Annotated in this window: 11 protein-coding genes and 1 tRNA gene; 6 read left to right on the top strand and 6 right to left on the bottom strand. The window is 65.9% G+C overall.

The features are described from left to right. Nucleotides 1-6 precede the first annotated feature (6 nt). From EYS21_RS02230 to EYS21_RS02220, 3 genes are all read left to right on the top strand, one after another. A complete protein-coding gene (locus EYS21_RS02230) occupies nt 7-474 on the top strand; it encodes a tRNA (cytidine(34)-2'-O)-methyltransferase (protein WP_131131886.1) in 468 nt (155 codons plus the stop codon). Between the two features lie 241 nt (nt 475-715). Next, the gene (locus tag EYS21_RS02225; protein WP_131131485.1) at nt 716-1324 is read left to right on the top strand and encodes a sigma-70 family RNA polymerase sigma factor; all 609 of its coding nucleotides are present in this window, start codon (nt 716-718) and stop codon (nt 1322-1324) included. Between the two features lies 1 nt (nt 1325). Next, nucleotides 1326-2186, top strand: a complete 861-nt coding sequence (locus EYS21_RS02220) for an anti-sigma factor (protein WP_131131484.1) — start codon at nt 1326-1328, stop codon at nt 2184-2186. Nucleotides 2187-2306: 120 nt separating this feature from the next. On the opposite strand, the gene EYS21_RS02215 is transcribed toward EYS21_RS02220, so the two are convergent. The 4 genes from EYS21_RS02215 to EYS21_RS02200 all read right to left on the bottom strand — a co-directional run bounded on the left by EYS21_RS02215 (nt 2307) and on the right by EYS21_RS02200 (nt 6720). Continuing rightward, nucleotides 2307-3086 carry a PIG-L deacetylase family protein gene (locus EYS21_RS02215; protein ID WP_131131483.1) on the bottom strand — a complete coding sequence of 260 codons (780 nt, stop codon included), beginning with the start codon at nt 3084-3086 and terminating at the stop codon, nt 2307-2309. A 3-nt stretch (nt 3087-3089) separates the two neighbouring features. Further along, nucleotides 3090-4043 carry an electron transfer flavoprotein subunit alpha/FixB family protein gene (locus EYS21_RS02210; protein WP_131131482.1) on the bottom strand — a complete coding sequence of 318 codons (954 nt, stop codon included), beginning with the start codon at nt 4041-4043 and terminating at the stop codon, nt 3090-3092. A 14-nt stretch (nt 4044-4057) separates the two neighbouring features. Then, entirely contained in the window at nt 4058-4858 is an 801-nt protein-coding gene (locus EYS21_RS02205; RefSeq protein WP_131131481.1) for an electron transfer flavoprotein subunit beta/FixA family protein, read from the bottom strand. 245 nt (nt 4859-5103) lie between these two features. Beyond that, on the bottom strand, nt 5104-6720 hold the full coding sequence (locus EYS21_RS02200; RefSeq protein WP_131131480.1) for a trypsin-like peptidase domain-containing protein: 1617 nt from the start codon (nt 6718-6720) through the stop codon (nt 5104-5106). Nucleotides 6721-7008: 288 nt separating this feature from the next. On the opposite strand from EYS21_RS02200, the gene EYS21_RS02195 reads away from it, so the two are divergent. The 3 genes from EYS21_RS02195 to EYS21_RS02185 all read left to right on the top strand — a co-directional run bounded on the left by EYS21_RS02195 (nt 7009) and on the right by EYS21_RS02185 (nt 11543). Further along, nucleotides 7009-9051, top strand: coding sequence for a TPM domain-containing protein (locus EYS21_RS02195; protein WP_131131479.1), 2043 nt, complete (start codon nt 7009-7011; stop codon nt 9049-9051). Nucleotides 9052-9177: 126 nt separating this feature from the next. Further along, nucleotides 9178-9972, top strand: coding sequence for a PspA/IM30 family protein (locus EYS21_RS02190; RefSeq protein ID WP_131131478.1), 795 nt, complete (start codon nt 9178-9180; stop codon nt 9970-9972). A gap of 131 nt (nt 9973-10103) precedes the next feature. Then, nucleotides 10104-11543, top strand: a complete 1440-nt coding sequence (locus EYS21_RS02185) for a deoxyribodipyrimidine photo-lyase (protein WP_131131477.1) — start codon at nt 10104-10106, stop codon at nt 11541-11543. Between the two features lie 43 nt (nt 11544-11586). Here EYS21_RS02185 and EYS21_RS02180 read toward each other — a convergent pair whose 3' ends face one another. Both EYS21_RS02180 and EYS21_RS02175 read right to left on the bottom strand, forming a co-directional pair. Further along, nucleotides 11587-12519, bottom strand: a complete 933-nt coding sequence (locus EYS21_RS02180) for a cytochrome b/b6 domain-containing protein (protein ID WP_131131476.1) — start codon at nt 12517-12519, stop codon at nt 11587-11589. A 137-nt stretch (nt 12520-12656) separates the two neighbouring features. Then, nucleotides 12657-12733 (bottom strand) — tRNA-Met (locus tag EYS21_RS02175).

Genomic DNA, 12733 nt, shown 5'->3' with positions numbered 1-12733 from the left:
GGGATGGTGTTCCGCATCCTCTTCCACTCCCCCGAAATTCCGGGCAACACCGGCAACGCCATCCGGCTGGCAGCCATTACCGGCGCCGAGCTGCACCTGGTGGAACCTTTGGGCTTCGATTTTTCCGATGCCAAGCTCCGGCGGGCGGGCTTGGACTATCACGACCTCGCCGTGGTGACGGTGCATAAAAGCATCGACGACGCCTGGAACGCCCTCAAGCCGGAGCGTGTGTACGCGTTCACCTCTGACGGCACGGCCAGCTACACGGACATCGCCTACCAGCCCGGCGACGTCCTGATGTTCGGCCAGGAATCCGTGGGGCTGCCGGAGGAACTCAAACGGGATCCGCACGTCACGTCCACGGTCCGGCTGCCCATGCTCCCGGCCCTGCGGTCCCTGAACCTGGCGAATGCGGCCTCCATCGCCGTGTATGAGGCGTGGCGCCAGCAGGGATTCGCGGGCGCCAAAACCTGACCCTTCCTGCTTGCCGGTTTCCTGGCGTCCGGGCACCGACAGGGAGCAATTTTCCATGGCGCCAATCCGCACGCGCACCTGCACCGAATCACTCCTGAGAACATCCACGGCGGACAAGGAGCGGCAGGTGAGAGCACTAGAGACAGCAAGGCCCACTGACCGCTCCGGTTCATCCCCTGCCTGCGGCAATCCCGGCAGGGCTGCTCCTGAAGCAACCCGCGGACACCTATGCTTGGTAGTGATGGAAACTCCCAACGCGCCAAACTACGAGGCCCCGGCCGCAGTGACAGCTTCACCAGCCGACCTCAGCCAACGCCTCGCCGCCCTCCTGGGCCGCATTGCCCAGGGCGACCAGGCTGCGTTCGCGGAGTTCTACCAGCTGACATCCCGTCGGGTATTCGGCATGGCCCGCCGGGTCCTGATCGATCCCGAGCTCAGTGAGGACACCACCCAGGAGGTCTTCCTCCAGGTCTGGCAGAACGCGTCGAAGTTCAACCCGGACGCCGGCAGTCCGCTGTCGTGGCTGATGACCATCTCGCACCGCCGTGCCGTGGACAAGGTAAGGTCTTCGCAGTCGTCCACCGACCGGGAAGCCCGGTACGGGGCGAGCAGCCAGGACATCGACCACGACTCTGTTTCCGATGAAGTTGGCAGCAGGCTTGAGGCCGAGGCGGTGGTCCGGTGCCTGGAAACACTGACCGATACACAGCAGGAATCCGTGCGGCTTGCCTACTACGGCGGCCTCACCTACAGGGAGGTTGCGGAGCGGCTGAACGCAGCAGTTCCCACCATCAAGTCCCGCATCCGCGACGGACTGATCCGCTTGAAGACATGTCTGGGGGTGAGTTGAGATGACAGAGATGAACAACCAGGGAAACAGCCGCCGGGGAACCTTTGGCGACACAGTATCGGCGGACCTTGCTTCGGGCCGTGCCGTGGACCTTGCGGAGCTGTACGCACTCGATGCTGTGACTGAAGCGGAGCGCTCGGCCATCGACCACTACATCTCCTCCGCCCCGGACGCCGAGCGCGCGACGTTCAAGGAGCGTGTGCGCCAGGCCAGGGAAACGCTGGCCGAGACGTTCACCGCCGAGGAGGAGCCGCCGTCAGACCTCTTCGCCCGCATCGTTGCCCAGCTCCCGGCCCAGGGTTCCGGAAATGCCCAAGCGCCAGACGCCGCTCCGGCGGCGCCCCTCCATCAGCCCGCGCCCGTGACCGGCGGCGATGAGCTGACCGCGGCCCGGCAGCGCCGGGAAGAACGACGCCGGCCCGCAGGGGCGCGCAGGTGGCTCGCCGGAGTCGCCGCGGCGGCCGTGATCGCACTCGGCGGCGTGGGCGTCGGCGCCTATGTCGCGGACCAGAACGATCCGTTGAACCAGGTGATCCGGGCCGACGACGTCCGTGAAGCGTCAGTGCCGGTGTCCGCCGGTGGAACCGCGACGGTCCTGATTTCGTCCTCCAGGGACGCCGTGGTGGTCAAGATGAACGGTGTGCCCGCACCGCCGGCCGGCAAGGTCTACCAGATGTGGCTGATCCCGAAGGACGGTTCGGCTCCCGTTTCCCAGGGCCTCATGGACGAGGCGGCCCTGTCCAAGCCTGCCGTGGTGAAGGGGATCGCGTCCGCGGCAGCCCTCGGCATCACGGTGGAGCCGGTGGGTGGCTCGGCCTCCCCGACGTTCCCCACAGTCGCCGCCGCGCCGCTCAGCACCTAAGGCGTCCTGCCGGCTTCGGCGAGCTGAAGACAACGAAACCCGCGGTGCCCTCCCAGGAGGGCACCGCGGGTTTTTTCGTGCCTGCGTTTGCCGGAGCAGCAGGTTAGTGCCGCGGAGGTGCTAAAAGCCTGCGATTGTTCCCGGTCCGTTGACTGCGACAACGTGGAACGCCTCGGCACTGCGGTCCGCGGGCAGTCCTGCCCGCCGTGCGTTGAGATGCATCCCGTTGCGCACGGCCGCCTCCATCGCCTCAACATCCGGATGCTGGCTGACATGGACGTTGATGGCCTTCAGTTTGCTGTCCACGTGGTCCGTGACGTCCACGAAGTGGTTCTCGCGCTCTTCCGGGCCGGCGTAGAGCCAGAGCCACGGGAGCTTATAAGCTTCCAGTCCGGCCTCGGCCAGCTCCGGATACGCGAACGGATTCTCGACGGCAGGATAGACGGCGCGGGTGACGGCCTCGCCGACGGCCAGGTGGTCCGGGTGGCTCTTCTGGATCCGCTTCCAGTTGCGCTCGGGATGCATGGCGAGCACCACATCGGGCCGCAGTTGCCTGATGAGCCTGACCACACCCTTCATCACTTCGTGCGACGGTTCCAGGTAGCCGTCCCGCTGGTGCAGATAGTGGATATCCGAAACACCGACCAGTTCCGCTGCCCGGAGCTGTTCCGCCGCGCGAAGGGCGATGATTTCGGACCGCTGGGCGGGATCGAAGCCGCCGGCATCGCCGTCGGTCATGATGCAGTAGCTGACCTGCACCGCCGCTGCCGTCCAGGCAGCGATGCTGCCGGCCGCACCGAAGTCGATGTCGTCAGGATGCGCCGCGAAACAGAGGACCCGCCCAACCCGGTGCGTTGCCGGGTTGAACGGGCTCTGTGCTGAAACAGCAGGAGTGGTCAAGGGTCAGCCTTTTCGCTTCTTGATTTCTTCCGTGGCCTGCGGCAGGACATCGAACAGGTCGCCGATGATGCCGAAGTCGGCGATCTCGAAGACCGGCGACTCGGCGTCCTTGTTGACGGCCACAATGACCTTGGCCGTCTGCATGCCGGCCTTCTGCTGGATGGCGCCGGAAATTCCCGCTGAAATATACAGCTGCGGGGAAACCGTCTTGCCGGTCTGCCCCACCTGGGCGTCGTGGCTGATCCAGCCGGCGTCCGTGGCTGCACGGGAGGCTCCGACCGCCGCGCCGAGGGCGTCAGCCAGCTGCTCAACCGGACCGAAGTCGCCGTCAACGCCTCGTCCGCCGGCCACCACGATGCGCGCATCGGTGAGGTCGGGGCGGCCGCTGGCCACCTTCTGCTCGCGGGCGGTGACGCGAGCGGCGGTGGAGGTGCCGTCAGCGGGGACCTCTACCGTGGCAATCTCCGGAGCGCTGGGGCCGGCCGCGGCCTCGGGGGTGACGTTGTTGGCCTTGACTGTCAGCACCGAGACGGGCGTGGTGGTCTTTGCGGCGGTGGTGTACGAACCGGCGAGGACGGACTTGTGCGCTGTCCCGTCCTGGTCCACGGCCACCACATCGGTAACGACGCCGGCGGATAGCCGGATGCCCACGCGCGCGGCAATTTCCTTGCCCTCCGGCGAGTTGTCCAGGAGCACCGTGGTGGCGCCGGCAGCCTGTACCGCAGCCGCAACGTAGGCGGCCTTCGCTGCGACGAGGTAGTCGTCCAGGTCACTGGCGGACGGGCGGTAGATGCCGCTGACGCCGTACTCGGCGAAGGCCGCCGAAACGCCGTCGCTGAGGTCGCCGTTCACTGCCACGGCTGTTTCGCCGAGGGAACGGCCCAGGGTCAGCAGTTCGAGGCTGCTTTTCTTCAGGGCCGCGCCAGGATTGTCAATGAAAATAAGTACGTTTGCCATGTCTGTGATCCCTCTTAGAGCAGCTTCTGGGCGGCCAGGAAGTCCACCAGCTTGATGCCGGCGTCGCCCTCGTCGGTGATGATGGTGCCGGCGGTGCGTGGCGGGCGTTCTTCTGCCGACGTCACCGTGGTCCAGGATCCCGCGTGGCCCACCTGCCCCGGATCAACGCCGATGTCCGAGAGTGACAACGTGGTGATGCTCTTGCGCTTGGCCGCGATGATGCCCTTGAAGTTGGGGTAGCGGGGCTCGTTGATCTGGTCGGTCACGGATACTACGGCCGGAAGCGACGCTTCCACGGTCTCGGAGTACGTGTCGGCGTCGCGGCGCGCGGTGAGCCGTCCGCCGTCGACTTCCAGTGTCGACGCAAACGTGATCTGCGGCAGTCCCAGGCGTTCAGCCAGCTGCGCCGGCACCAGGGACGTCTCGCCGTCGGTGGAGGCCATGCCGGTGAGCACGAGGTCCACGGGGGCGCCTGCGCCGAGGTGGCGGATGGCGGCGGCCAGGGCCAGCGAGGTGGCGGCGGCATCCGAGCCGGACAGGGCGTCGTCAGTGAGGTGGACACCCTCGGTGGCGCCCATCTGCAGCGACTTCTTGACGGCATTCACCGCACCGGAGGGGCCCATGCTGAGCGCGATGACCTGGTTTCCGGCCTTGCTGCCGCCACGGGCTTCAGCGAGCTGCAGGGCCGCTTCCAGCGCGTATTCGTCCAGCTCGGACAGGATGCTTTCGCCGCGGTCCGTGGTGTAGCCCTCCCCGTTGAGGTGACGGTCGAACTGCGCGTCCGGCACATGCTTGACCAGGACGATGATTTTCAATGTCTCTTCCACTGTATTTACAGCAGCCTTCCATGCTTGTGGATAGCCAGCCGGGTGAGGTCATGGCCGCGGAACGCCCGGGGTACGGGTAGCTCCTAGCTAACCATATAGAAGTACCCCGGTGACGTCGCGTTAACGCCTGTGTCAGACGGCTTGCACGTGGTGTGGGAATGACGACGGCGGGGCCCCCTTTCGGGGGACACCCGCCGTCGTCCGAACTTCCTTTGGCAGAACCGGTGCCGGGCCTACTGCTCCGCTGCGGCACCGAGCGTGACGTCCAGGGTCTGTTCCTGGCCGTTCCGCGTGACGGTGATCTTTACCTTGGCCCCGCCGGCCTGTTCGCGGACAGCCGCCGTCAGCTGGTTCGGTTCGCTGATGGTCAGGTCGTTGAAGCGGGTGATCACGTCGCCCACCTTGATGCCGGCGTTTGCGGCAGCCGACCCTGATTCGACCGTGGCGACGTCAGCACCGACGGAGAAGCTGGAGGAAGAGCTGGTGGACGACTTGTCCTTGACGCTGACGCCCAGCTGGCCGTGGGAAACTTTGCCGGTATCGATAATCTCCTGGGCGACACGCTTGGCGTGGTTGATCGGGATGCTGAAGCCCACGCCGATGTTGCCGCTTGACGAGCTGGACGAGGAATCGGACCCGGCCGAGGCGATGGCAACGTTGACGCCGATGATCTCACCCTTGCTGTTGACCAGCGCGCCTCCGGAGTTGCCCGGGTTAATGGCCGCGTCGGTCTGGATCACGTTGATGGAGATGGAACCCTGGTCCGTCGTCTGCTGGCTCTGGCCGCCGCCCGGAGGCGCGAACTGGAAGCCCTGATCGCCGCCCTGGGAAGTGTCGCCTTCCTTGGGCGCTGCCGAGGATGCCACGCTGATGGTCCGGTTCAGGGTGGAGACGATACCGTCCGTCACGGTTCCGGTGAGGCCCAGCGGTGAGCCGATGGCGATGGCCGTGTCCCCCACGTTGAGCTTGCCGGAGTCTCCGAGGGTGGCTGCGGTGAGGCCGGAGGCGTCGTCCACCTTGATGACGGCAAGGTCGGAGAGCGGGTCGGTGCCCACGAGCTTGGCCGTGAGGACGCGGCCGTCGCTGGTGCGGACTTCAAGCGCCGCGCTTGCCGTCGCCCCGTCCAGGGTCACCACGTGCGTGTTGGTGAGGATGTGGCCTTCATCGTCGAGGATGATGCCGGAGCCGGTACCGCCTGAGCTGCCGCTGGTGGCGCTGATGGTGACCACGCTCGGGGATGCCTTCAGTGCTGCCGCGGTGATGGCATTGACGTCGTCCTTGTTGTTGACGATGACCGTTTCCGGCTGGCTGCTGCTGACGGCGCCGGAATTTCCGCCGTCGAAGAGGTTGCCCGAACCCACGGTGGCCACTCCGCCGCCTACCAGGCCGGCGGCCAGGATGCTGGCCACGAGGGTGCCGACCCCGAAGCTGGGCTTGCGGCGGGGCGCATCGGCCGGGTTGTGAGCCAGAGCCACTCCCCCTGGAGCAGCCGCGTGCGCTCCGTGTTGCCCGTACTGCGGCTGGCCGTACTGCTGCTGACCCTGGCTGTACGGGCTGCCGGCGTGTTGGCCGCCGGAGTTCTGGCCGGGCTGGTGGTTCTGCTGGCCGTAAAAGGGCTCACGCGGCGGGTAGACCGGGCGGGTGGCTCCCGGGAGCTGTTCGATGGGGTTCGCTCCGGCGCCGGAGTCCACGTACTGGGCTTCGGTTGCCTGCTGGTCCCCCTGCGCCGCAGCCGCGGGATCGTGCAGCGGCGCTGGAGTGCGAGCGGCCGGCGGTGCCGGCTGCGGCGCTTCCGGCTGCCGCGGATCCCGGGGTTCCGGTGCTGCACCTGGCGTTGGGTTCTCAGTCATTGGACTTCCTTTCATCCTCGTCTGCCATTAACTATGAACCTCTTGGCTGGAACAAATGCGGACGTTGGCTGGGAGCTTCCTGAATGCCTGCGCCTGGCCCTTCCCAAGCCCCAAAGTCCGTTTCGCTGGTGGCATATTCGGCTTTGTGGACGCACTTATAGGTGCACCATAGAATCAAGAGGAATTGCCACAGCGACCTGCGGCTTTACACCACGCGTGGGGGCGCTGCTGCATTCTGAGACGACTGATTCGTCCCGAATCGGTGTCAGGCGTGCTGAAGGGTTGCACATGCGGTCAAAGTTCAAACGTATCCTCGCCGTGATTGGCCTGACGGGCTTGTTGGCGGTTCCCGCCGGCGCGGCCTGGGCCGAAGATCCGGTGACCATTCCCTCCGGAACGAACATTGTGGACGACGCCAATGTCCTGGGGGGCCGCAAGGCGGAAGTACAGGAGGCCATCTCAAAGCTCCTGAAAGACCACAAGTACAACCTCTACGTGGTCACCGTGAACTCATTCGAAAACCCCACTAAGCCGGAAGACTGGGGCAAGGCCGTCGCGGAACAGAAATCCATGGGCAAAGCCGACGTGCTGCTGGCCATTTCGACGGCAGGCCAGTTCTACTTCGCGACGGACTCCGCCAGCACCATCAGGTCCAAGCAGTCGAACATCAGCCAGAATGCCGTCACCGCCAACCTCGCTGGCGGTAAGAAGGACTATGCGCAGGCAGCCATTGACACTGCAGCAGCTGTGGGCGACGCTGCCGGGGGCGGGAGTGGCTCTGTTCCTTCCGACAGCGGCGCAGGAACCGCAATCCTTGTTGGAACCGGCGTGGTAGCTGCCGGAGGTGCCGGCGCCTACCTCTACTTCCGCAACAGGCGGAAGAAGGCAGGCCAGGCCTCCAGCGCCAGCTATGGCCCGCAGGGTGCCGAACTGGATCCGTTGGCCTCGCTCAGCGTCGAGGAACTCCGCCGCAAGAGCGGGTCGCTGCTCATTGAAGCCGACGATGCGATCAAGTCCAGCGAGCAGGAGCTGATGTTCGCCCAGGCCCAGTACGGCGATTCAGCCGTCGGCAACTTCACCAAGGCGCTGCAGGAAGCCAAGGGGCACATGTCCGAGTCCTTCAAGCTCCAGCAGCAGCTGGACGACCACATCCCCGATACCGAGGAGCAGCAGCGCAGCTGGCTGGGTGAGATCATCCGCCGCTCCGATGCAGCCCTCGCTTCCCTGCAGGAACAGAAGGCCGACTTCGATTCACTGCGCGAGCTGGAAAAGAACGCGCCGCAGGCACTCGCAACAGTCAAGGCGGGGGCGCAGGAAGCCGACGCGAAGATCGCCAACGCTGAACAGTCGCTGGCCACCCTCCGCGGCAAATACGCCGACAGCGCCCTGGTTCAAGTGACTGACAACATCACGCAGGCCAAGGAGCGGCTGGCCTTCGTCCAGAACGCCACGGCCACTGCAGAGCAGAAGCTGGCTGAGGGTGAAGGCAGCCTCGCCGCCGTGGCTGTCCGCGCCTCCGAAGAGAGCCTGCACCAGACCAACGTGCTCCTCGACGCAATTTCCAAGGTCTCCACCAGCCTGGATGAGGCCCGCAACGGCCTGGAGGCCGCCGTCGTCGATACCTCCCAGGACCTTGCGCAGGCACGGGCCATGATCCAGTCCGGGGCCCACCCCGAACTCGCCGGGCCGGTGGCGGGGGTTGAGTCTGCCCTCGGCCAGGTGAAGGCTGAGATCCAGGGCGGGAAGATTGACCCCATTGCCACCCTGCAGCGCGTGGAGACGGCCCACCAGTCCCTGGACCAGGCGCTCACCGGGATCCGGGACCAGCAGGAACAGGCCCGCCGGGCCCAGGCGTCGCTGCAACAGACCATCATGTCGGCCCAGGCCCAGATCAGCGCCACGTCGGACTACATCACAGCCCGCCGCGGCGGAGTAGGCACGGAAGCCCGCACCCGCCTGGCTGAGTCGCAGCGGAACCTGGACTATGCGCTCTCCATCTCCCGAAATGATCCGGTCACTGCGCTCACCTACGCCCAGCAGGCGCACGCTCTCGCAGCCCAGGCGGCCCAGCTTGCCCAGACCGACGTCGACCACTTCGGCGGCTATGCCAACCAGGGCTACGGCGGCGGTGGCATGTTCGGCGGAGGCGGCGGTGGCGGCCTGGGCGGTGCCATCCTCGGCGGCATCCTCATCAACTCCATCCTCAATGGCGGCAGCGGCGGTGGCTGGGGCGGCGGGCACAGCGACGGCGGCGGCTGGGGCGGCGGCGACGGAGGCGGCGGCGACTTCGGTGGAGGAGACTTCGGCGGCGGAGACTCCGGAAGTTTCTGACCCCGGCAAGACTAGGCACCTAAGACTAGGCACCGGGCGGAACGAGCCGCCCGGCGTATAGATAGCGGTACAACAACTGTTCACTGATTTCAGTGGCCACCACTGAGCAGGACGAAAGGTAACACCATGGTTAAGCAGTCCATTTTCGGCCGCATCGCGCAGCTTGCAAAGGCAAACATCAACTCCTTGCTGGACAACGCTGAGGATCCGCAGAAGATGCTGGACCAGATGGTCCGGGACTACACCAACAACATCGCCGAGGCTGAATCCGCCGTGGCGCAGACCATCGGCAACCTGCGCATGCTCGAGGACGACTACAACGAAGACGTAAAGAACGCCCGCGACTGGGGCAACAAAGCCCTCGCGGCGTCGCGCAAGGCCGACGAGTACCGGGGCAGCGGGCACGCCGCAGACGCCGAAAAGTTCGACAACCTGGCCAAGGTGGCACTGCAGCGCCAGATGTCAGCCGAGAACGAAGCCAAGGGCGCGGAGCCCAGCATCTCCTCACAGCGGGAAGTGGTGGACAAGCTCAAGACCGGCCTTGGCCAGATGAAGGGCAAGCTCAACGAGCTCACCAGCAAGCGCAATGAACTCGTGGCCCGCTCCAAGACAGCCGCAGCCCAGTCACAGGTCCACGACGCCATCAAGAGCATCGACTTCATGGACCCCACCTCCGAGGTGGGCCGGTTCGAGGAAAAGATCCGCCGGGAAGAGGCGAAGGTCAGGGGCCAGCAGGAACTTGCCGAGTCCAGCCTCGACGCACAGTTCAACCAGCTTGAGGACCTCGGCGAACAGGTCGAGATCGAAGCGCGCCTTGCGGCGCTGAAGTCCGGCGGCGCCGCCAAGCCCGCGATCGGCGCCTCGGCTGCGGGAGCCGGTGCTGGGTCCACGGTGGACGAAGCCGACTTCGACAAGCTGTAAACACCACGTGCCCGGACTCGCCGGGCAGGCTCAAGGCCGGGGTTCAGGATGAACCCCGGCCTTCGCCGTCCCTGAAAAGCCGACCGAACCCGCCCACGCGGCTCCGGGCGGATGTGTGTAGCGTGGAAGGCATGTCTTCGCCCGCCGCTTCGTCCATTGTCTGGCTCCGTGATGATCTACGCCTGGACGACAATCCAGCGCTGACCCGTGCCGCAGAACTCGGCCTGCCACTGACGGTCGTGTACATCCTCGACGAGGAATCGGACGGCATCCGGCCCCTCGGAGGCGCAGTCCGCTGGTGGCTCCACCACTCCCTGGCATCCCTTGCCGCCGACCTTGAAGAGGCCGGATCCACCTTGGTCCTCCGGCGGGGGCCAGCAGCCAGGATCATCCGCGACCTGGTCCACGAAACCGGCGCGGCCCATCTCCTCTGGAACCGCCGTTACGGCGGTCCGGAGCGGGCTGTGGATGCCGGCATCAAGGAATGGGCCGCCGGGGAGGGCCTCGAGGCCGCCAGCTTCCAGGCAAGCCTGCTCTTCGAGCCCTGGACCATCACCACCGGCAGCGGCGGCCCCTACAAGGTCTTCACGCCCTTCTGGCACGCCTGCCTCGCCTCCGGCGAACCCCGGCTGCCGTTCGATGCGCCGGCCGGGCTGCCCTCCCCTGCTCCAGCAGGCCGGAAAAAGCATGCCGACAGTGAACCTCTGGAGTCCTGGTCCCGGCTGCCGGAATCGCCCGACTGGAGCGGAGGCCTGGCAGAAATCTGGGAACCAGGCGAAGCCGGCGCGCACGGCCGCCTGGAGGACTTCCTTGACGGGCCGGTGGCCGACTACGGCACCGGCCGGGACGTGCCCGGCGTCGAGGGAACCAGCAGGCTGTCCCCCCACCTCCGCTTCGGCGAGATCAGTCCGTTCCGGGTGTGGCATGCGCTCCGGCAGCGGTTTCCACGCCAGGCACCGGCCGACGTCGGAATATTCCGGTCCGAGATCGGCTGGCGGGAATTCTGCTGGCAACTGCTCTACGTCAATCCGCAGCTGGCAACACGCAACTACCGCCCGGAATTCGATGACTTCGGCTGGGAGGAACCCTCCCAGGCCGAGCTCGGCGCCTGGCAGCAAGGGAGGACAGGCTACCCCCTGGTCGACGCCGGGATGCGCCAGCTCTGGAGTAGCGGCTGGATGCACAACCGGGTCCGGATGGCGGCCGCGTCGTTCCTGGTCAAGAACATGCTGGCAGACTGGCGGCTGGGCGAGGAATGGTTCTGGGACACGCTGGTGGACGCCGATGCCGCCAGTAATCCGGCGAACTGGCAGTGGGTGGCCGGGTCCGGGGCGGATGCGTCCCCGTATTTCCGGATCTTCAATCCGGTCACGCAGAGCAAGAAGTTCGACGCCGGCGGACGCTACCTGCGGCAGTACATCCCCGAGATTGCCGGCCTGAGCGACAAGGCCATCCACGAACCGTGGAAGAGCGGCGGGGCGGCAGGAGCCTATCCGCCTCCCCTGGTGTCCCTGCCGGAGTCCCGGGAGCGGGCGCTGGCGACGTACCAGAGGCTCAAGGACGGCCAGTAGCCTGCTCCCGGCGGCTGGCGGGGCTGGGCTTCCCTGGCGGGCCTTAGCGGCTGACCTTGCCCATCAGGGAGGCAATGGGGCGCAGGAAGATGGGCCGGGCGAGGAACCATGCCGCCACCATCACGGCCACAGACACGAGGAAGATCCAGAAGCCGAGCCAGCCGTCGCCGTCGGACACGGCGTACATGTGGTTCAGGTTCCGCAGGGCTCCGGTGGTCAGCACCAGGAACACGTGCACCACGATGAACGCCACGAAGTAGATCATGACCGGGAAATGGATGGCCCGCGCCAGTTCGATCGGGTACGCCTTGTTCAGTGCGGCAGCCTTCTTGGGCCAGGCGGACGACGTCCGGATGCCCGAGATGAAGGCAAGCGGCGCGGCGATGAAGACGGTGAGGAAGTAGGTGAGCAGCTGCAGGGCGTTGTAGTTGATCCAGCCGTTTTCGGTGGGCCAGTTCAAGGATGCGTACTGCAGGGCTGCGGACAGCGCGTTCGGAAAGACATCCCAGCTGGTGGGGACGATCCTCGTCCACTGGCCTGTCGCGAACAGGAGGACGGCAAACACCAGTCCGTTGAGGATCCACAAGGCGTCCAGCGTCAGGTGGAACCAGAGTTCCAGCGTGATCTTGGTGGGCGGTGTCTTGGTTTTGATCAGGCCCTTGTTGTTGCGGGTCCAGTGACCGCTCGGCCGGGTGGTGGTCCGCACCTGCCAGCCGGTCCGGATGATCAGCAGCAGGAAGAACCCGTTGAGGAAATGCTGCCACGCCAGCCAGGCAGGGAATCCGACGGGAGCGCCGTCAGGGAGCTCTGAATGGCCCGGGTAGTCCGCCAGGAACGACGAGACCGCCGGAAGCTCCCTCAGCCACCTGGCGAACAGCACCACCAGCACCAGCGCCACCAGGGCAGCAGGAACACCCCAATAGAGTCTGTTCCGCTTGCCCGTCGCAGTACCGGACTTTTTGGTGGGTGTGGACATCGAACAACATTCCTCTCGAGAATGACTGGCCCCAGGCGCAAATTTCTGAGGCTCTGCGAAAGAGAATACTAGGAACTACCAGCAATCAAAGAAAAAGAAGACCCCGGGCGGCATATCTGCCGGCCGGGGCCTTCACTTGGTTGCGGGGACAGGATTTGAACCTGTGACCTCTGGGTTATGAGCCCAGCGAGCTACCGAACTGCTCCACCCCGCG

The sequence above is a fragment of the Arthrobacter sp. S39 genome (genome assembly GCF_004320525.1).
GTDB lineage: Bacteria > Actinomycetota > Actinomycetes > Actinomycetales > Micrococcaceae > Arthrobacter.
This window is presented reverse-complemented; position numbering and strand designations above follow the sequence as displayed.